The organism is Chondromyces crocatus, assembly GCF_001189295.1.
Classification (GTDB): domain Bacteria; phylum Myxococcota_A; class Polyangia; order Polyangiales; family Polyangiaceae; genus Chondromyces; species Chondromyces crocatus.
Window position 1 is genome coordinate 7551791 of the sequence record NZ_CP012159.1, and the last position, 21373, is coordinate 7573163.

The 21373-nt window shown below is 70.3% G+C and carries 7 protein-coding genes; 5 read left to right on the forward strand and 2 right to left on the reverse strand.

The annotated features are described in order from the left end of the window. The first annotated feature begins 6 nt into the window (after positions 1 to 6). Positions 7 to 1383 (forward strand): cytochrome P450, encoded by a 1377-nt coding sequence (locus tag CMC5_RS26995; protein ID WP_050433121.1) that lies wholly within the window; start codon positions 7 to 9, stop codon positions 1381 to 1383. 15 nt (positions 1384 to 1398) lie between these two features. Here CMC5_RS26995 and CMC5_RS27000 read toward each other — a convergent pair whose 3' ends face one another. Continuing rightward, positions 1399 to 2805, reverse strand: coding sequence for a cytochrome P450 (locus CMC5_RS27000; protein ID WP_169796669.1), 1407 nt, complete (start codon positions 2803 to 2805; stop codon positions 1399 to 1401). A gap of 276 nt (positions 2806 to 3081) precedes the next feature. On the opposite strand from CMC5_RS27000, the gene CMC5_RS27005 reads away from it, so the two are divergent. The 3 genes from CMC5_RS27005 (at position 3082) to CMC5_RS27015 (ending at position 19239) form a co-directional block, all read left to right on the forward strand. Beyond that, the gene (locus tag CMC5_RS27005; RefSeq protein WP_050433123.1) at positions 3082 to 8712 is read left to right on the forward strand and encodes a type I polyketide synthase; all 5631 of its coding nucleotides are present in this window, start codon (positions 3082 to 3084) and stop codon (positions 8710 to 8712) included. A 4-nt stretch (positions 8713 to 8716) separates the two neighbouring features. Then, positions 8717 to 18100: a hybrid non-ribosomal peptide synthetase/type I polyketide synthase gene (locus CMC5_RS27010; RefSeq protein WP_050433124.1), complete on the forward strand. Its 9384-nt coding sequence runs from the start codon at positions 8717 to 8719 to the stop codon at positions 18098 to 18100. A 641-nt stretch (positions 18101 to 18741) separates the two neighbouring features. Continuing rightward, on the forward strand, positions 18742 to 19239 hold the full coding sequence (locus CMC5_RS27015; RefSeq protein WP_156338893.1) for a hypothetical protein: 498 nt from the start codon (positions 18742 to 18744) through the stop codon (positions 19237 to 19239). A gap of 167 nt (positions 19240 to 19406) precedes the next feature. On the opposite strand, the gene CMC5_RS27020 is transcribed toward CMC5_RS27015, so the two are convergent. Next, a complete protein-coding gene (locus CMC5_RS27020; protein WP_063796356.1) occupies positions 19407 to 20372 on the reverse strand; it encodes an AraC family transcriptional regulator in 966 nt (321 codons plus the stop codon). 34 nt (positions 20373 to 20406) lie between these two features. On the opposite strand from CMC5_RS27020, the gene CMC5_RS27025 reads away from it, so the two are divergent. Beyond that, a complete protein-coding gene (locus CMC5_RS27025; RefSeq protein WP_050433126.1) occupies positions 20407 to 21354 on the forward strand; it encodes an NmrA/HSCARG family protein in 948 nt (315 codons plus the stop codon). Positions 21355 to 21373: the final 19 nt, after the last annotated feature.

Below are 21373 nucleotides of genomic sequence, written 5' to 3' on the forward strand. Positions count from 1 at the left end.
ACGCCCATGAAGTCCTCGCTCCCTCCCGGCCCGAGACTCCCCGGCTTCATCCAGACGTCGCTGTACATGTCCCGTCCGCTTCATTTCCTGAAGCGATGGAGCCAGCAGCATGGTGACACGTTCACCGTGCACATGACCGGCTCGGGTGACTTCGTGTTCATCACCTCGCCAGAGGACATCCGACGGGTCTTCACGGCATCCATCGACGTCATCTACGCTGGCGAGAGCAACTCGCTCGTGCGCCCCTTCGTCGGCGACAGCTCCGTCGTCGTTCTCGACGGGGAGGCCCACATCCGGAGCCGTCGACAGCTCCTACCCCCCTTTCAGAACGAGCGCATGCAAACCTACGCCACCATCATGCGTGATGTGGCGGACGCCTCGCTCGATCGCTGGCCCGTAGGGCGCCCATTCCCGCTCCTCTCGAAGATGACCGAGATTGCGATGGAGCTGATGCTCCGGAACATCTTTGGCCTGGAGGATCCACGCGAAATCGCGACGTTCCTCGAGCGCTTCACCTCGGTGCTCGACGAGGCGACCTCGCCCATGCGCGTGATGGCGTCATTCGCCGGACTCGACCTGTACAAGCTCTTGCCCTTCCTGCACGTCTCCAAGCTGAAGCGTCAGCTCGACGATTCCATCTACGAACTCATTGCTCGCCGCCGCGCTGCACCGCGAGATCCGACGCGGCAGGACGTGTTGACCCTCATCCTGGAGAGCAAGCACGAGGATGGACAGGCCATGACGGATCGCGAGCTTCGCGACGCGCTCGTGACCCTGATCGCCGCAGGCTACGAGACATCCGCGATCGGCATGACGTTCGCGGTGGAGCGCCTGCTCGCCGAGCCCTGGGCCCTCGCCAAGGTGCACGAAGAACTCGATCGGGTGCTCGGCCAGGAGACAATCGTGGCCGAGCACCTGCCTGCGCTGGAGTACCTCGACGCAGCCATCAAGGAGTCGCTCCGCTTGAGGCCCCTCGTACCGCTCATCTCACGCAGGACCAAGGCGCCCTTCGAACTCTCGCGGCACACGCTTCCGGCCGAGACCATGCTCATCCCGGCCCTCGTGCTCACGCACCTCCGCGAGGACCTCTATCCAGATCCCGAGCGCTTCGATCCGGCGCGGTTTCTCGGCACGAAGCCGGACCCTTATGCGTGGCTCCCCTTCGGAGGAGGCGCACGGCGCTGCCTCGGGATGGCGTTCGCCATGTACGAGATGCGCATGGTCCTCGCGACGGTGCTCCGCCGCGCGAGCCTCGAGCTTGCGTCGAACCGGCCCGTTCGCATGGTCAACCGCCACATCATGCTCGCGCCATCGGACGGAGCCCCCGTGGTGCTGAAAGCGCGCCGACCGAAGCCGCAGACGAAGAACTCGGCCGCGGCCTGACTTCCCCTCTCGGCGTCACGCCTCGCGGCGCCCCTCCAGAACGACAGGTACGCCGCTCGACGGTGCCAGGAAGATCCCTCGGCGCTCGGGCCGCACCTCACCGCCTCCGACCGGCCGAAGCGCCGCTCGCGCCACGAGCCGCGCGAGGATCACCTTCATCTCGTACATCGAGAAACCTGCGCCCAGACACCGCCGGGCCCCACCGCCGAAAGGAAAGAACTCGTACGGGCTCACGCGCCGGCCGATGAACCGCTCCGGCAGAAATCGCTCCGGCTCCGGCCAGAGATCCGCCCGCCGGTGCGTCAGGTACACGCACGGGCACACGTAGCTCCCCGCTGGCAGATCGTACTGCCCGAAGCGAAGCGGTCGCTGCAAGATCCTCAGGATGACGGGCGCCACGGGCGTCAGCCGCATCGTCTCTTTGATGAATGCGTCCAGGTACGCCAGCTCCGCCACCTCCTGCAGCCAGCCTGCGCCCTCTCCCTTCACCCCGGACAGCTCGTCGTCGAGCTTTCCTCGAACCTCGCGGTGCTGGAGCAGGTGGTGGACCGCCCAGGAGAGTGCGTTGGCCGTCGTGTCGTGTCCCGCAATGAACAGCGTGATGAGCTGATCGTGCAGCTCGTCGTCGCTCATCCCTTCGCCATTCTCGTCGCGTGCATCGAGCAGCATCGACAGGACGTCATCCCCCCGCTGCGAAGAGGCACGGCGCAGCGAGATCTCCGCGTGGATGAGCGCACCAATCTCCCGCTTCGCCTGCAGGATGGCGCCGCCAGGCATGAACAGGCTGAGATCACGCTCGCCGAGCGGCCCGAGCGCCACCTTCGTCGGCCCCCGCGTGAGCATCGACATCACCCATTCAGGCGGTAGCATCGCGAAGAGGCCGTGGAACAAGGGGCTCGTCGTCTGCCGCACCAGCTCGGCGACGAGTTTGCTGAACGGCTCGTAGAACGCCCGCTCGTGCACGCCGAAGAGGAGGCGCAGGATCACGTCGAACGTCAGCTCGTGCATCGCCTTGCTCACGGAGAACGATTTCCCGATGGGCCAGCGGTCGATGTGCTGATCGGTGATCTCGCGCATCAAGCGCCCGTAGCGCCCGAGCCGCTCGTTGTGGAACGGCGGGAGGACCAGGCGCCGCGACCGGAGGTGCTGCGCCCCGTCCAGGCTGAGGACCGATCGCTCACCGAACAGGAACCCCATCAGCCCCGTGTTCGCCTGGCCCGCGGAGAGGTCCTCTGCGCTCGCGACGAACACCTGCTTGATGACCTCGGGATCGGTCACGTACACACTCGGGGGATACGAGGTGAAACGCGTGGTGAAGGTGTCGCCGTGCTCCCTCGTGCATCGCTCCATGAACGAGGTTGGATCGAACATCCACCAGAAGAGCTGGACACGTCCTGGGAGCGTGGGACCGGAGGGGAGCATGGCGTCTGGTCGAATCCTCTCGTTGCGCGGCGCGGGATGAGCACGCGCGTGGGAAGCGACCATACCGCGCCGCGTCCGTGGGCCGGGTGAATATCGTGCGCCCTCGATCGGCTATGGCAGGATCCCGTGGTCGCCAGTCCGATATCAACCGGATGCGCGCATCCACAGCGCAGTGCCCCGCTTGACAGGGTTTTGTCCCCAAGAATACGTTGGCGCGGCTTATCGCCGATATCATTGCGATGTCGGCGAATGTCACACGAAAGCAAAAACGACCCCATGGCTGATCTGTCGAATCGCGAGGCGGCACAGGGAATCGACATCCGGCGCGTTATCATCGCGTGGCTGTCCGCGAAGCTCGGCATCGCGGCCGAGAGGATGAATCCTCGGGAGCGATTCTCTCGTCATGGCGTGACCTCCGCGATGGCAGCGGAGCTGATGACGCACCTCGCGGGCGTGCTCGGCCAACGGTTGCCCGCGACGCTCCTCTGGGATCATCCAACCGTGGAGGCCCTCGCGCGCCATCTCGAAGGCGCGGAGCAGCCCCGCACAGCGATGCGAGGTCAGGGCCTCAGGATGGCCCGTTCGACAGCGCCGGACGAGCCGATCGCGATCGTGGGGCTCTCATGCCGCACCCCGGGCGCCGAGGACCCCGACGCGCTGTGGGCGCTGCTCGCACGCGGCGGCGACGCACTCACCGCGCCACCGCCGGATCGATGGGGTGCTGGCGAGGCGAACGGCGGAGGCTTGCCGCCGAGAGGTGGCTTCCTGCGCCAGGTGGAAGGCTTCGATCCGCTTTCGTTCGGCATCTCGCCTCGCGAGGCAATCGCCATGGATCCACAGCAACGGCTCATGCTGGAGCTGACCTGGGAGGCGCTCGACGACGCCGGGCAGCCCGTCGACGCGCTGCGAGGTACGAACGCGGGTGTCTTCTTCGGGGCGATGTGGAGCGAGTATGGCCGCTTCTCGTGCGCGCGGTCGGATCTGATTGGCCCGCACACCGCGACGGGCATGGACTCGAGCATCATCTCCGCGCGCGTCTCCTACACGTTCGGGCTCGCAGGCCCGAGCCTCACGGTCAACAGCGCCTGCTCCTCCTCACTCGTCGCCGTCCACCTCGCATGCCAGAGCCTGCGCCGCGGCGAGTGCGCGGTGGCGCTCGCGGGGGGCGTGAACCTCATGCTGCTGCCCGAGAGCACGATGGCGATGGCCCGGTTTGGAGGGCTATCTCCGAACGGCCGCTCCAGAGCGTTCGACGCAGGGGCCGATGGGTACGCGCGCGGCGAGGGTGCGGGCGTCGTCGTGCTGAAGCCGCTGTCGCGAGCGCTCGCAGACGGCGACCCGATCTACTGCGTCATCCGCGGGAGCGCCGTCAACAACGACGGATTCAGCAATGGCCTGACCGCACCCAACCCTGCAGCGCAGGAGGACGTACTGCGCGCTGCGTGCGCGGACGCAGGCGTCTCGCCGGGCAGCATCCACTATGTAGAGGCTCACGGCACAGGGACGGCGCTCGGCGATCCCATCGAAGCCAAGGCGCTCGGCGCGGTCCTGGGCGAAGGAAGGGATGAGCTTCGCCCTCTCCTCGTCGGCTCGATCAAGACGAACATCGGTCACCTGGAGGCCGCCGCCGGGATCGCAGGTCTCATCAAGGTGGCGCTCGCGATGAAGAACGGCATGCTCCCAGCCAGCCTTCATTTCGACGAGCCGAACCCCGAGATCCCCTTCGACGCCCTGAAGCTCCGCGTGCAGCGCGAGACGGCCCCCTGGCCCTTCGCAGACGAGGCGCCGCGCGCCGGGGTGAGCTCCTTCGGCTTCGGCGGCACGAACGCGCACGTGATCCTGGAGGGGTGGAGACCAGCCGCGCAGATCCTCCCGCTTTCGGCGTCGGATCCAGCGGGACTCGTGAGCCACTCAGAGCGGCTCGTCGAGCAGCTCGACGGTGGGGCGCCCTGGGAGGGTGTCTGTCTCGCCGCGGCGCGGCGGATCTCGAAGGGTTCCAGCCGTCTCGCGATCGTCGCGCAGTCTGGAGGCGAGCTCGCGGCACGCCTTCGCCAGGGTGCGGAGAGCCCCCCGCACACAAAGCGGCGCCTCGTCTGGGTGTTCTCCGGCAATGGTGGCCAGTGGGCCGGCATGGGGAGGTCGCTCCTCCGCACAGAGCCCCTGTTCCGAGCCGAACTCGCACGGTGGGACGCCCTGTTCTCACCAGCGATCGGTGGCTCGATCGTCGACTGGCTCGCGGCAGGCGAGGACGACGAGCACCTCGAACGGGCGGACGTGCAGCAGCCACTCCTCTTCGCGCTCCAGGCGGCGCTGTCCGCGCTCTGGCAGTCGTGGGGGATCAAGCCGGACGCCGTGCTCGGACACAGCGTCGGCGAGGTGGCCGCCGCGTACGTGGCCGGGGCGCTCGACGCAGCGTCGGCGGCGCGCGTGGTCCTGAATCGCAGCCGACTGCAGCAAGCGGCTGCCGGGCAGGGCGCGATGGCGGTCGTCGACCTCGCGCCCGAGGCGCTCGAACCGCTGCTCACTCCGACCGCGGGCGCCGTGGTGGTGGCCGCCATCAACGCCCCGTCCTCCGTCGTCCTCTCCGGCGAGACACGCGCGCTCGCCGACATCATCGAGGCACTGGAAAGCCGCGGGGTCACGGCCCAGCGCGTGCGGGTCCCTGTCGCCTACCACAGCCCCCAGATGGATCCCGTGCAAACGGCGCTCGCGCAGGCCCTCTCCGGGCTCGACCCACGCCGCGCAGCCGTGCCGATCCTCTCGACCGTGACGGGCGCCCCCATCCCGGGCGAATCCCTGGATGCCACCTACTGGGCGCGTAACGTGCGGGAGCCCGTCCGCTTCGCCGACGCCGTGCAGCGAGCCGCAGCAGACGGCGACGCCGTGTTCCTCGAAGTGGGTCCACACCCCATCCTCGCGCGGTCCATCGAGCAGTGCCTCTCGGGGCTTCAAGGTGGTCCGGTGCTCGGCTCCCTGCGTCGCGGGGAAGACGATCGGCGCGCACTGCTCGAATCGCTGGCTGCCCTGTACTCCCTCGGTGCCGAGGTGCGCTGGGAAGCGGTGTTCGGGGCCAGCGGAAAGGAAGCGTCGCTCTCGCCCACGCTGGCCCTCGATCCGCGTGACGACCAGGCGCCCGAGGGCAGGGCCGAGCTCGTCGTGCTGTCGGCGCCCTCGGCCGAAGCGCTGCGCGCGCTCGCGGCGAGCACCTCGGCCAAGCTCTCGGGGGGCGACGCTCCCCTGCTCACCGATGTCGCGTATACCAGCTCGATACGGCGGGCCGCGCTGGAGCACCGCGCGGCGGTGGTGGCGCGCTCCCGGGCGGAGGCGGCCGAGGCGCTGGATGCCGTGAGCGCGGGCGAGACACGCGCAGGCGCGGCGTCGGGCCGATCGGCGCCCGCAGGCCCACCGGGGCTCGCCTTCGTGTTCTCCGGCCAGGGTCCGCAACACCCACAGATGGGCTGCGCGCTCGCCGCCCAAGAGCCCGTCGTCCGGGCCAAGCTGGACGAGTGCGCGGCGCTCATCCAGCAGCACGCGGGCTGGTCGCTCTGGGACGAACTGAAAGCCAGCGAGGACCGATCGCGACTCGGTCGCACGGACATCGCGCAGCCCGCGTTGTTCGCGCTGCAGGTGGCCGTGGCGGCGCTCTGGCGCTCGTGGGGAATCACGCCGTCCGCGGTCGTCGGACACAGCGTCGGAGAAATCGCGGCGGCCTGCGTCAGCGGCGCGATCGATCTCGACGAGGCCATGCGCGTGGTCATCGCGCGTGGGCAGGCGATGCAGCGCGCCGCCGGCTCGGGACGCATGGCGGCCGTCGAGATGAATGCGGCCGCGCTCGGCGAGAGGCTCGAAGCCTTCGGAGGAAAGCTCTCCATCGCGGCCTACAACGCGCCGACGGACACCGTGGTGGCCGGAGATCCCGCGGCCCTCGCCTCGCTCATCGCATCGCTCGGCGACGAGGGCGTGTTCGCGCGTGATCTCGGCGTCGACTTCGCCTTCCACACCGCCCAGATGGATCCGCACAGCGCCGCGCTGGCCGAGACGCTCGGGCCCGTCGCGGTGCGGGCCGGCACCGTGCCGCTCGTCTCGTCGACCCTGGGCGAAGAGATCGCTGGCGCGGATCTCGTTGCGGACTACTGGGCCCGGAACATCCGGGAGCCCGTCCGCTTCGGAGCAGCGGTCGAGGCACTCCTCGCGCACGGCATCCGTGTCTTCGTCGAGGTCGGCCCCCACCCCGTCCTCACCCACGCGCTCCTCCAGGTCGCGAGCGGTGCTGGCAGCGCCGAGGTTCGCGCCTTGCCCTCACTGCGGCGGGATCGCGACGCACGCGCAGTGATGCTCGGCTCCCTCGGGGAACTCTGGGTGCGCGGCTACCCTGCCGCCCTCGGCGCCCTGTTCCCTGACGGTGGTCGCACCACCCGGCTGCCGGCCATGCCGTGGCAGCGGGAGCGCTGCTGGATCGACGCCCCTCGCACCGAGCGGCTCCACGCGGCGGCCTCGGTCGACCTTCACACCGAGCCGCCCCGCATCGAGCCATCCCGCGTCGAGCCATCCCGCGTCGAGCCCCTGCGCGTGGAGACAACGCGTGCGACGCCATCCTCCTCGGAAGCCGAGCGGGACGCGCTCGTGCAGTACTACGCATCGCTCTCCGCCCGCTCGCACCGCTGGGAGCACCTGCGCTTCGGCCCGTTCCGGCAGATCCCACCCGACTACTCCTGGGTGATGACCTGGGCCGAGCCGGAGCAGCACCCGGAAGATTTCCGGCGCGTGCTCGGCGCCATCGAGGAAGTGTGGCGGTTCCTCTTCCGCGGCATCGACTTCGGACCCATGACGCACGCCCTCGATGTCGGCTGCGGGTACTCCTCGGACCTCCTGCGCCTCGCCACCGAGAACCCCCACCTGAAGGTCCACGGCTACAACATCTCCCCCGACCAGATCGAGATCGGCCGCGCCCGCGCCGCGGCGGCAGGGGTCGGCGACCGCATGACGCTGTTCCACCGCGACAGCTCGCGCGACGAGCTCCCTGGCCATTACGATCTCATCATCGCCTTCCAGGTCATTCACCACATCCAGGACAAGGCCGCGGTGCTCGCGAACATCGGCCGGCACCTCAGGATCGGCGGGCTCGCGGTCATGGCCGAGATCCTCTCGAACATGTCGACGCCCATCGATCACCCGGCATCGACCGCCTATTTCACACCGAAGGAGCAGTGGGCCGAGGACCTCGCGCGGAGCGGCCTCAGGGTCGTCGAGTGCGTCGACCTGAGCCAGGAGGTCGCGCTCTTCCTCCACGACGACGACTTCGAGAGCAAGTATGCCTACCTCGCCGAACGCTACGACGAGGCCTCCCTGCACCACCTGCGCGGGCCGAACCAGCTCGCGGGTCTCCTCTCGCGGGGGCTCGCCATCTACGCGCTGCTGCGGGTGCAGAAGGAGGCATACCTGACCGTGGACGAGCTCCTCCGGATCAACCACGCGCACCTCGGAGCACCGACGCCCTATGCGCGCGTCGCCGGAGAGGCGCTGGTACAGGCCGAGGCGCAGACGCACGTCGAGGCGAAGGCCCCTCAGGGCGGCCCGGACTGGAACGCCGTGCTCTCGGCCTCGCCCGGGGAGCGACGATCTGCGCTGGAGGACGGTCTGCGGCGCTGGGTCGCGGGCCTCCTGGAGATCGCGCCGACCCGGCTCGCCATGGACCAGCCGCTCCGGAAGCTCGGCGTCGACTCTCTGCTCGCGCTCCAGATGCGCCACCTGCTCGCGAGCCGCTTCGCCGTCGACGTACGGACCCGCGATCTCCTGGGCGGCCTGAGCCTCGGCGACGTCGCGACGCAGATCGTGTGCGCGCTGGAGACCAGGGCAGCGGACGAAGACCGGGGCGAGGGACAGTCGTGGGAAGAGGGAGAGATCTGACCTCATGCGCATCGACGAGCTGATGGCGAAGCTCGCGGCCCTGGGCGTGAGCCTCTGGGTCGACGACGGGAAACTGCGCTTCCGGGCGCCTGCTGGTACGCTGAATCCGGAACTCAAGGCGCAGCTCGGCGCCCACAAGGAAGCGATCCTCGCACGGCTCGCCGCGACAACAGAGGGACAGGAACACCCCCTCTCGCACGGCCAGCGCGCGCTCTGGTTCCTCCACCAGAGCGCTCCGCAGAGCACCGCGTACAACGTCGTCTTCGCAGCGCGGGTGCGCTCCCGGCTCGACGCGGGCTCCCTGCGCGCGGCGGCGCAGGCGCTCTCCGAGCGGCACCCGAACTTGCGCTCCGTCTTCGTCGAGGAGGCGGGACAGCTCGTGCAGCGCGCGGCCCCGGCTGGCGACATCGCCTTCGCAGAGGTGGACGCATCGAGCTGGACCGAGGAAGCGCTCCAGGCCCGGCTCGAAGAGCTGGCGCGGCGACCTTTCCACCTGGAGCGGGGCCCCCTTTTCCAGGTGCATGTGTTCCAGCGCGGCGAGGAGCACGTGCTGCTCCTGCTCGTGCACCACATCGCAATCGATTTCTGGTCCACGCTCGTCGTGCTCGATGAACTCGGGATGCTCTACGAGGCCGCCGGGAACCGCGCGGCCCTGCCGCCGCCCAGCGCGCCCTACGCCGAGGTGGTGCGGCGCGAGGATGCGCTGGTCCGTGGCGAAGAAGGCGCACGGTGCCTCCGCTACTGGCAGGACGCACTCGGCGAGGAGCCTCTGCCCCTGGATCTACCGCTCGACCGCCCCCGCCCCCCATCGCCGAGCTACCGGGGCGACGTCCACGCCTTCGCGATCGAGCCCGATCTCACCCAGCGGCTCCGGGCCGTCGCCCGGGCCCAGGGCGTGACGCTCAACACGCTCCTCCTCACCGCGTTCCAGATCTTGCTCGGGCGCTCCGCAGGGACCCCGCGCGTGTGGGTCGGTTCGCTGACGTCGGGACGCGGCGCGGCGGACGTGGCCGGCACCGTCGGCTATTGCGTGAACCCGGTCGTCATGACTGCTGATTTCAGCGACGATCCGCCGTTCAGCCGCGCCCTGGAGCGCGCGCACGAAAGCGCGCTCGGCGCCTACGAGCACCAGGGCTACCCGTTCCCGCTGCTCGTCGAGAAGTTGCACCGCAGCCGCGAACCCGGACGCTCGCCCTTCTTCCAGGCGATGTTCGTGCTGCAGCAGCCCCACCGCCTCCCAGCAGCCCTGCCGTTCGTCCTCGGCGTGGGTGGCGCCCGGATGCAGCTCGGCGGCCTGGATCTCGAATCGATTCCCCTACGGCACGGCGCAGCCCGCTTCGACCTCGACCTCATGATGGTCGCCGAGGGCGAGAAGCTCGCGGGTTACCTCATCCACAACGTCGACCTGTTCGACGCCGAGACGGCTCGGCGGATGATGGATCACCTCCAGGCCCTGCTCGAAGACGCCACGCAGCGACCCGAGCGGCGAATCTCGGAGCTGTCGCTACTCGGCGCGGCCGAGCGGAATCGCCTGCTCGAAGGCTTCAACGCCCCCCGCGTGATCGTCGAGAACGAGGGGACGTTCCCCGCCCTCTTCGAAGCCCAGGTCGCGCGCACCCCCGAGCGTGTCGCGGCCTCGTGCTGCGACGAGACGTGGACCTACGCGGAGCTGGACCGCCGTTCGAGCCGCATCGCCCACCAGCTCCGCGCCCTGGGCGCAGGCCCAGGAGCGCGCGTCGGAATCTTCCTCGAACGCTCTCTCCAGATGCTCGCCGCCACGATCGGCGTGATGAAATCCGGCGCCGCCTACGTGCCACTGGATCCGAGCTTCCCCGACGAGCGGCTCGCGTTCATGCGGCAGGACGCAGAACTCCGGGCGCTGATCACCGAGCAGACCCTCGCCGCGCGCCCCTGCGTCGCAGCCGAAGGCCTGCCCCTCCTCCTGCTCGACAAGGACGACGCACGAATCGTCGAAGAGACGCCACAGCGCGAGGGCATGGTCGTCCCGGCGCTCTCGGACGTGGCTTACGTGCTCTACACGTCCGGCTCCACGGGCCGCCCCAAGGGCGTGCAGATCCAGCACCACGCGCTCACGAACTTCCTCGGATCCATGCGCAAGGAGCCCGGGATCCGGCACGACGACGTGCTGCTCGCGGTGACCACGCTGTCCTTCGACATCGCGGGGCTGGAGCTGTACCTCCCGCTCCTCGCCGGGGCACGGGTCGACATCGCGCGCCGCGAGGACGTGTCGGATGGCGCGCGGCTCGCGGCGCGGATGGCCGAGGTGAGCGCAACCCTCCTCCAGGCGACGCCGTCGACGTTCCGGATGCTCCTCGAATCCGGGTGGCAAGGGCAGCCTGCACTCACCGCGCTCTGCGGTGGCGAGGCTCTGCCGCGGGACCTCGCCGACCGCCTCCTCGCGCGCGTGGGCACGCTCTGGAACATGTACGGCCCCACCGAGACGACCATCTGGTCGATGGTCGCGCGCGTCGAGCAGAGCGGCGGACCCATCGTCCTGGGGCGACCCATCGCGCAGACGCAGGTCTACGTGCTCGACCGTCACCTTCAGCCGGTGCCCGTGGGCGTCCCCGGGGAACTCTACCTCGGTGGGGCTGGCCTGGCGCTCGGCTACCTGGGTCGACCCGCGCTCACCGCGGAGAAGTTCGTGCCGGATCCCTTCAGCCTGGAGAGCGGCGCGCGGCTGTACCGGACCGGAGATCGCGTGCGCTTCCTCCGCGAGGACGCCATCGAGTTCCTCGGGCGCGTCGACCACCAGGTGAAGCTCCGGGGCTTCCGCATGGAACTCGGCGAGATCGAGGCAGCCCTGCGGCAGCACCCGGCGGTGCGGGAAGCCGTCGTGGTGGCCCGCGCGCTGCAGACCGACGACACGCGGCTCTTCGCCTACGTGACCGTGGACCCGATCGCGCTCTCGACCGAGGAGATCAAGGTCGAGCAGATCGCGCAGTGGCAGAGCGTCTGGGGCGAGATCTACCAGAAGGGTGCCGCCGAAGCGCCGCCGGATCCCGAGCGCGACACGTCTGGCTGGAACAGCAGCTACACCGGGCAGCCCATCCCCGCGCCAGAGATGACCGCATGGGTCGACGGCACAGCACAGGACATCCTCCGGCTGAAGCCGCGGCGGGTGCTCGAGATCGGCAGCGGCAGCGGCCTCGTGCTGTTCCGCATCGCTCCCTCGTGCGAGCAGTACTTGGGCACGGACTTCTCGGCCGCCGCCCTCGAACTCCTGCGTCAGCGGGTGGAGAAGCGAGGCCTGCCCCAGGTCAGCCTCCACCAGCGCTCGGCGGACGATTTCACGGGCGTCGAACCGCAGAGCTTCGACCTCGTGATCCTGAACTCCGTCGCGCAGTACTTCCCGAGCGCCCAGTACCTCCGCACCGTGCTGGAGGGCGCCGTCGCCGCAGTCCGACCGGGCGGCGCAGTCTTCATCGGCGACGTCCGCAGCCTGCCACTGCTCGAAGCCTTCCACGCCTCGATCCAGATCTTCAAGGCCCCCGCAGATCTCTCGCGCGCCAACCTCACGCAGCGCGTGCGCAAGGCGGTGACCCAGGACGAAGAACTCGTCCTCGATCCCGCCTTCTTCCACGACCTGCGGCATGCGCTCCCCCGCGTGAGCTGGGTGGACATCACCCCCCGGCGCGGCCGACAGCACAACGAGCTGACGCGCTTCCGCTACCAGGCCGTGCTGCACGTCGAGGCCCCCGCTCCGACACCCCTCGGTGCTCCGACCCCCTGGAGCGAAAGCTGGACTCTGGAGGCCGTCCGCCGCCACCTCACCCAGCAGACCCCCGCCGCGTGGGGCCTCGCCAGCGTGCGGAACGCCCGACTCGCCGAGGAAGAGCAGGCGCTCCGGTGGATCGAGGGAGGTGGTCCCGACGCCGTCTCCACCTTCCGCGCGGCCGCGGCGACGCAACGCCCACCTGCCCTGGACCCTGCGGATCTCTGGCAGCTCGCCGCGGAGCTCGGCTACGAGGTGCGCTTCGGCTGGGCGCAGCACGGCGCCGACGGCCGCTATGACGCCGTGTTCTTTCGCGACGGGATGGAGCGAGCCGCAAGCCCCTCGGACCCCGCTCTCCTTGAAGCCGCAGACCCCACCCGCGCGCTGACCAACTCCCCTCTCCTCGCCAGGCTGACGCGGCGGCTCGGCCCCGAACTGCGCAGCTTCCTCCAGGAGCGGCTGCCCGAGTACATGGTGCCCTCCACGGTGACGCCGCTCGAAGCGCTCCCGCTCACGCCGAACGGCAAGATCGACCGACGCGCCCTCCCCGACCCCGAGGGCCTCCGCCCCGAGCTGCGCGTCGCCTACGAGGCCCCCCGCACGGACGTCGAGAAGCTCGTCGCGGGCGTGTGGCGCGACGTGCTCCAGATCGAGAAGGTCGGCCTGCACGACAGCTTCTTCGATCTGGGTGGCCACTCGCTGCTGCTCACGCAGGTGCGCACGCGCCTGAAGGAGCTGTTGCGCCGCGATGTCCCGATCACCGGCCTCTTCCGCCACCCCACCATCGCCACGCTCGCCCACTACCTGACCGAGCCCTCCCGCACTTCCACGGGCCCCTCGGCGCGCGCCAGCACGCGCCGCAGCCGCCGCGTCACGAACGCCGGCGCTCCCGAAGGCATCGCGATCATCGGCATGTCGGGTCGATTCCCCGGCGCGCCGGACCTCGACATCTTCTGGCAGAACCTGCGCGACGGGATCGAATCCATCGCGTTCTTCTCCCCCGAGGAACTCGAAGCGATGGGCGCGGACCCGGCCATCGTGCGAGGCCCTTCCTACGTGCGCGCTGCCTCGACGATCGAGGGCATCGACCAGTTCGACGCCGCGCTCTTCGGCTACTCCCCCTACGAGGCCGCGCTGATGGATCCACAGCACCGCCTCTTCCTCGAGTGCGCGTGGGAGGCCCTGGAGACCGCCGGCTACAGCCCCAGGACGCGCGCTGGCGCCCGGGTTGGCGTGTACGCGGGCCTCGCGCCGAACAGCTACCTGCCGTTCGCGCACCTGCTCGGCAACTTCCCGCCCGAGGCGCTGGCGCGCTTCGTCGCCGGCTCGGCCGATTTCCTCGCGACCCGCGTGTCGTACAAGCTGAACCTGCGGGGCCCCAGCCTCACGCTCCAGGCGGCGTGCTCCACCTCCCTCGTCGCAACCCACCTCGCCTGCCAGGCGCTGCGCGCGGGGGAGTGTGACACGGCGCTCGCGGGCGGCGTGTCGATCAAGGTGTCCCAGGTCCCTGGTTACTTCTACCAGGAGGGCGGCATCTCCTCACCCGACGGGCACTGCCGAGCCTTCGACGCGCGCGGCCGTGGCACGCTGTTCGGGAACGGCGTCGGGGTCATCGTGCTGAAGCGGCTCGCCGACGCCATCGAGGACGGCGACATGATCCGCGCCGTCCTCAAGGGGACCGCCGTCAACAACGACGGCGCTGCGAAGGTCGGCTTCACCGCGCCGAGCATCGACAGCCAGGCCGACGTGATCGCCACCGCGCTGGAGCTGGCGGGGGTCGACCCCGAGACGATCGACTACGTCGAGGCCCACGGCACCGGCACGCCGCTCGGGGACCCGATCGAGGTCGCCGCGCTTCGCCAGGTCTTCGGCGCCCGCGCGCGCCCCTGCGCCCTCGGGTCGGTGAAGTCGAACATCGGTCACCTGGACGCCGCGGCCGGCGTCGCCTCGCTCATCAAGACCGTGCTCGCGGTCGAGCACGGGCAGATCCCGCCGAGCCTCCACTTCGAGACACCGAACCCCGAGCTCGACCTCGCCCAGGGCCCGTTCCGCGTGAACGCTGCGCTCACCGACTGGCCGGCGGGCGTCGCCCCACGCCGCGCCGGGGTGAGCGCCTTCGGCTTCGGCGGCACGAACGCGCACGTGGTCCTCGAAGAGGCCCCCTCGGCGCCCCCGCGCCCCGCAGGCCCCGAGCGACCGCTGCACCTGTTCACCTTCTCCGCCCATACCCCCGAGGTCCTCGACCAGCTCGCGCGGCGCGTCTCCGCCCACCTCGGGGCTGCGCCCCCCAGCGCGCTCGGCGACCTGTGTTTCACCGCAAACGCAGGTCGCGCGCACCTCGACCACCGCGTCGCGATCGTGGCCGGCTCGCACGAGGAGCTGCGCGAACGGCTCGGCGCCTTCCGGCGCGGTGAGCCCACCCCCGGCGTACACCACGGCGCGGTGGAGCACGGCTCCCCACCGCGCCTTGCCTTCCTGTTCACCGGCCAGGGCGCCCAGCACGTCGGCATGGGCCTCCGGCTGTACGAGACCCAGCCCGTCTTCCGCGAGGCCATGGATCGGTGCGACGCCCTCCTCCGCGACCACCTGGATCGCCCGCTGCTCTCGGTGCTGTACCCCTCCGGCCACGCCACCGCGCGGGCCAGCCGCTCCGACGACGACGAGCCCCCCCAGCTCATCGACGAGACCGCCTACGCGCAGCCAGCACTGTTCGCGGTGGGCTTCGCGCTCGCCACCCTCTGGCGCACCTTCGGCATCGAGCCCCACGTGGTGATGGGGCACAGCGTCGGTGAACTCACCGCCGCCTGCGTCGCCGGCGCATGCTCGCTCGAAGACGGGCTGCGGCTCGTCGCCGAGCGGGGGCGGCTGATGCAGTCCCTGCCCGGGGACGGCGACATGGCGGCCGTGTTCGCGGGCGAAGCGCGGGTCGCCGAGGCGATCGCGTCGATGGCGTCGCGCGTGTCGATCGCGGCCGTGAACGGCCCTGGCGAGACCGTCCTCTCCGGCGAGCGCGCCGCGGTCCGGCAGGTGCTGGAACGCCTCGCAGCCGAGGGGATCCGCGCCCGCCACCTCCGCGTCTCTCACGCCTTCCACTCACCCCGGATGGATTCCATCCTCGACCCGCTGGAAGCAGCCGCCGCGCAGCTCTCGCTGCACGCCCCCCAGATCGAGCTCATCTCGAACCTCACGGGCCAGCCCCTCGGAGCCCTCTCGGCGACCTACGTGCGCCACCATGCGCGGGCGCCCGTGCGGTTCTGGGACGGGCTGCAAGCCCTCGACGCGCGCGGCGTCGACGTGCTCCTCGAGATCGGCCCGCAGCCCACACTGATCGGCATCGCCGAGCGCGCCCAGCCCGCGCATGCCGCGCTTCGGCTGCCGTCGCTCCGCAAGGGCCAGGACGACTGGCAAGTGCTCCTGAACAGCCTCGGCGCGCTCCATGCCAGAGGCGCAGACGTCGACTGGGACGCCTTCGACCGAGGCTACGCACGCCGCCGCGTGCCCTTGCCGACCTACCCCTTCGAACGGCGCCGGCACTGGATCGACGAGCCGGATCGCGCCGCGGCGAGCGCGCCCCCGTCGATCGTGGAGCGCGTCGACCTCCCCAGCGTCGAGCTGTCCAGCACCGGGCCCGTGACCCAGCGCGCGGTCGGCGCCCTGAAGCTCGACTGGCTCCACGAGACGGTGTGGCGTGAGCACCATCCTTCGGCCGACCCCACCTCGATCCGAGCACCGGCGCGCTGGCTGCTCCTGGCCGACGAAGGTGGCGTCGGCGAAGCACTGGCCACACGGCTCCGCGCGCGAGGCAGCCATGTCGTGATCGCGCGGCGTGGCGCGCAGTGCTCCGAGGAGAGCCCTGGCCTCTGGACCGTCGCCCCGGACCGGCCCGAAGACCTCGTCGAGCTGCTCACCCGCGCGTTCCCAGCGGGAAGCGGTGGCCCCGGCGCCGTCGTGTACCTGTGGACCCTCGACGCCCCCGCACTGAGCGGGCCCGACGCTACACCGGAAGCTGCCGAGCCACTGACCTGCGGGAGCCTGCTCCTCCTCACCCAGACGCTCGCGCGACACGACCTCGGTCCGCGCCTGTGGCTCGTGACCCGAGGCGCCCAGCCCGTGGAGGCAGGTGCGCCCGTCGCGGCGCAGCAAGCCCCCGCGCTCGGCATCGGGTGGACCCTCGCGCTCGAACACCGCACCCTGTGGGGCGGCGCGATCGACCTCGATCCGCGCGCCCCCGACGGTGAGATCGAGGCCCTCTGCGACGCGCTCTGCGCGCCCGGTGGCGAGGACAGGATCGCCCTGCGGAGCACCCCCGACCGCGGTCTGCGTCGCTGGTTCCCTCGCCTCGTGCCCCGGGCTTTCGACAGCGTCCCTGCGTGGCGCCCCCAGCGCGGATCCACGTACCTCGTCACCGGCGGCCTCGGCGGCCTCGGCCTCCGCCTGGCCCGGTGGCTCGTCGAGCGCGGCGCGCGCTCCCTCGTCTTGATGGGCCGGAGCGCCCCATCCCCTGCGGCCTCGGAAATCCTCTCGACGCTGCGCGAGCGCGGCGCCCATGTGGAGATCGCGCAGGGTGACGTCGCCCGCGCCGAGGACGTCACCTGCACTCTCTCGATCATCGCCCACCACGCCTCGCCCCTTGGCGGTGTCTTCCACGCAGCAGGCGTGCTCGATGACGGCATGCTCGTCGGCCAGGACCCGGCGCGCTTCCATCGCGTCCTCGCGCCCAAGGTTCAGGGCGCCTGGAACCTGCACGTCGCCACCCGTGACCTCCCGCTCGACAGCTTCGTGCTGTTCTCCTCGGGCGCGTCGCTCCTCGGCTCCGCGGGCCAGAGCAGCTACGCGGCCGCGAACGCCTTCCTCGACGCCCTCGCCCACCAGCGCCGCGCCGAGGACCTCCCCGCACTGAGCGTTCACTGGGGTCCCTGGGCCGAGGCGGGCATGGCCGCGAGCCTCACGCAGCAGGACCTCGAGCGCTGGGCCGACCGCGGCGTCGGGCTCATCCCCCCCGCCGAGGGCCTCGCCTTGCTCGGCGAGCTGCTCGGCGGCGCCCCCCCCGAGGTCGCCGTCTTGCCCATGGACTGGAACAAGGCTTCGGAGACGTTCGGACGCACGGGCCGCCTCCTCTCCGAGCTGACCCGCGCCCCCGCCTCGCGCCGCGTCGCGGCCCCGGTGAAGATGCGCTCGTGGCTCGACCCGCTCCCCCTCGACGAGCGCCACGACGCCCTGCTCACGCACCTGCAGCGCCGGATCGCCGATCTCCTGCACCTCGACGGCGGCACACTGCCCGAAGCAAACCAGGGGCTGTTCGGGATGGGGCTCGACTCGATGATGACGCTCGAGCTGCGCAGCCGGCTGGAGCTGGAGGCCAGTCAGCCGATGCCAGCCACGCTGCTGTTCACGTACCCGACCATCGACGCCCTCACGCGCTACCTCCTCGGGGAGCTGTACTCGGCACCGCTGGTCGCGACGAGCATCCCGTCCCCGCCTCCGGCTTCGCCTCCGCCGAACACCCCGGTCGTCGCGACCCTCTTCTCCACCGCGTCCTCGTCCCCGGACGATGCACAGGAGAGCGCGCTACACGACCTGTCCGAGAGCGAGCTTGCACAGCTTCTGGACGACGAACTCGCATCCATCCTGGGAAATCCAAGCGGCTCGTAGGCTGAAGGGACGCGACCCCTCCCTGGCGCCCATCGCGATGACCATGGGTAGCTGTCCAGGCGTCGGTTCCCTGCGGGGAACGACCCCGGGGAGCGCTCCGATCGTCGATTCCCTGCGGTGAACGACTCCGGGGAACGTTCCGACCGTCGATTCCCTGCGGTGAACGGCTCCAGGGAACGTTCCGACCGTCGATTCCCTGCGGTGAACGGCTCCAGGGAACGTTCCGACCGTCGATTCCCTGCGGTGAACGGCTCCAGGGAACGTTCCGACCGTCGATTCCCTGCGGTGAACGACTCCAGGGAACGTTCCGACCGTCGGTTTCCTGCGGTGAACGGCTCCGGGGAACGTTCCGACCGTCGATTCCCTGCGGGAGACGGCTCAGAGGAACACGCTGACCGTCGATTCCCACGGAAGACAGGCTGGAATGGGCCCCTGGCCCCCTCACCCATCTCGTGTATCTTCAGGGGGTCTCCCGGTGATGCCATGAAGGTCTTCCTGTAGCAGCGCGGTCCGTTCGTCGGGCGGGTTCTCCCGTCGCCCACGCTGCTCTCGATCCGGCGCACTCCATCGCCACTCGTCCCGCGGTTCGCCGCGCGAGCGAGCTGGTGTCGCGTTTGGCCTTCGACCCCGAGGACTCTCTCATGGCGCTCCGTCTCCCGCTGTCCATCAAGCTCACCCGCCGCGTCGTCGCGCGGCGCGATCTCTTCTGCGAGTTCGTGCAGAAGACGACGAACCCTTCCCAGGCCGATGCGGCCTTCGCGTTCCATGCCTTCGCGTTCAAGGCCGACGAGCATGAATTCGCGCGCGCGTTCCTCTCGCAGCGCACCGAGTTCTGGCTCTTTCGCGCGAACCAGCGAGCCTTCTGCGGCGACTTCCTGGCCGTCGACATGTCGAGCCCGTGGCTGGCCGGGCGGCGGGTCTACGTGATCGAGCTGAAGCAAGGCATGTCGATCCGGATCGGCAGCGGCGCCGTGGGGGTTCAGCTCAGGAATGCAGCCACCGCGGTGCGGGCGCTCGCGAGAGATCGAGGCCTGGTCGGAGAAGACGCGGCGAGCGTCACGGTGGCCGGCGACGGCGCAGAGGTCTGTGCGACGTTCAGAGACGGCGTGGGCATCGAGGGCGGCCGCGCCAGCCGTTGATGCCGAGGCGGCCGCGCGTACGCGCTGGGAGGCGAGGCATGCGAATGGGGTGCAGTGTCGTGTCGAGCACTGCCGCGGTCAGTCCAGCCGGTCGATGAGGCTCTGGAGCTGGAAGGGAGAGGTGCCCAGGCTGCTGACGCGGCGGTGCCGGCGGGAGGGATGGGCAGCTAGCTCCGGGAGACGCGGTGGTGCGACGGGCTCCTGCCTTGCCAGCGTTTGAAGGCCTTGCTGAAGGACGGCACACTCTCGTAGCCGACGCGCTGGGCGATCTGCGCCACGCTGTCGTGGGTCTCGCGCAGGAGTTCGGCGGCGCGGGCCATGCGCCAGCGGGCGAGGTACTGGAGCGGCGGGTCACCGACGACCTGGGTGAAGCGCTGGGCAAAGCCGGAGCGGGAGAGGCCGACGCGGGCGGCGAGCTTGGCGACGGTCCAGGGTTCGTCGACGCGGGTGTGCATGAGGTTCAAGGCGTGGTGCACGGGGGGATCGGAGAGGGCTTGCACGAGGCCGCAGCCGTCGTGGGTGGAGAGCCAGCGGAGCACCTGCACGAAGAGGACATCGGCGAGGCGCTGCAAGACGAGGGTGCTGGCAGGGCCAGGGGAGGCGATCTCGGCGAGCATGAGGTCGATGGTGGCGGCGCTCCAGGGTCGCGGGGCGTCGCGCGAGGCGGAGAGGACCACGGCGTGCGGGGCGTGCTCGAGCAGGATGGGTCGCAGACCGCCGGTGTAGGGGAAGAAGCCTGCGAGGAAGGTGGTGAGAGCGCCTTTGCCGCCGATGCGGGCAGAGCCGGTGCTGACGCAGACGGGGCCGTCGTGGACCAGGAACAGGTGGCGGGCCGCCTCGTCGCGGAAGATGTGGGCCCTGCCGTGAGGGATGAAGGCGACGTCGCCAGTGGAGAGGGTGCGCGGGGGCTCGCCGTCGACCTCCAGGAGGGCGTGGCCGCGGACGACGAGGTAGAAGACCGCACGGTCGCGGGTGGGGACGCGCAGTCCCCAGGGGGAGCGGGCCTCGATGCACTTGTAGAGGGCGTTCGGGAGCAGGGAGACGCTCAGCACGTCGGCGAGGACGTCGCCACGGGGGTCCTGGAGGTCGAGCTGTTCTGGCGTCCTGGATATGAGGTTTGGACGTCGAGGCATCGATCGTCCATAGCGCGGGGCGTATGAAACGCCCATGAGCAAGGCAACGACATCCGATCCGATTCTGGTGACGGGCGGTACGGGCAAGCAGGGGGGCGCGGTCGCACGCGCGCTGCTCGCGCAGGGGGTGCCCGTGCGGGCGCTGGTGCGGGATGTGGAGGCGAAAGGGGCGCAGGCGCTGCGCGAGCTGGGAGCAACGCTGGTGCGGGGGGACCTGGATGACCCGGCGTCGCTGCGGGCTGCGTGCGCAGGGGTGCGGGGGGTGTTCTCGGTGCAGATGCCGAACCTGAAGGATCTCGGAGACGATACCGAGCGGCGCCAGGGGAAGAACCTGGTGGAGGCAGCGCAGGCGGCGGGCGTGCCGCAGTTCGTGCACACGTCGGTCTCGGGCGCGGGGGAGCACCATCGCCAGCAGCCAGGGTGGGGCTCGCCGGAGTCGAACGTGCACTACTGGGAGAGCAAGGCGTACACGCAGGATCTGGTGAGGGAGGGGGGCTTTCGCTCGTTCACGCTGCTCAAGCCGGGGTTCTTCATGGAGAACTTCGTGCGGCCGTCGTTCCTGTTCGCGAACGGGGTGGAGGACCGGCTGCTGACGATGCTGGCGCCGAGCACGGTGCTGTCGCTGGTGGCGATGCAGGACATCGGGGCGGCGGCGGCGGCGGCGTTCGCGGATCCGGTGGGCTGGAACGGGGTGGAGCTGGAGCTGGCCGGGGACCGGCGGTCGATGCGCGAGATCGCGGAGGTCCTCTCGGAGGTGCTGGGCACGCACATCGAGGCGCCGTCGCTGACGGCGGAGGAGGCGCTCGCGCAGGGGCTGTGGCCGCCCTTCGTGACGTCGCAGCAGCGGATGAACGAGATCGACAGCCCAGCGCGACCGGAGTTCGCGCGCGCGCTGGGGCTCGCGACGACGGACTTCCGCACCTGGGCGAAGGCGCACATGAGGGGCGTCGATACCGTGCAAGAGTCGCGTTCGGAGGCGTGAGCCACCATCGCAAGGGGGC

Bases quoted from the DNA above. Each gene is read 5' to 3' on its own strand.
- CMC5_RS26995 (WP_050433121.1), top strand. From the start codon at position 7: ATGAAGTCCTCGCTCCCTCCCGGCCCGAGACTCCCCGGCTTCATCCAG.
- CMC5_RS27000 (WP_169796669.1), bottom strand. From the start codon at position 2,805: ATGCTCCCCTCCGGTCCCACGCTCCCAGGACGTGTCCAGCTCTTCTGG.
- CMC5_RS27005 (WP_050433123.1), top strand. From the start codon at position 3,082: ATGGCTGATCTGTCGAATCGCGAGGCGGCACAGGGAATCGACATCCGG.
- CMC5_RS27010 (WP_050433124.1), top strand. From the start codon at position 8,717: ATGCGCATCGACGAGCTGATGGCGAAGCTCGCGGCCCTGGGCGTGAGC.
- CMC5_RS27015 (WP_156338893.1), top strand. From the start codon at position 18,742: ATGGCGCTCCGTCTCCCGCTGTCCATCAAGCTCACCCGCCGCGTCGTC.
- CMC5_RS27020 (WP_063796356.1), bottom strand. From the start codon at position 20,372: ATGCCTCGACGTCCAAACCTCATATCCAGGACGCCAGAACAGCTCGAC.
- CMC5_RS27025 (WP_050433126.1), top strand. From the start codon at position 20,407: ATGAGCAAGGCAACGACATCCGATCCGATTCTGGTGACGGGCGGTACG.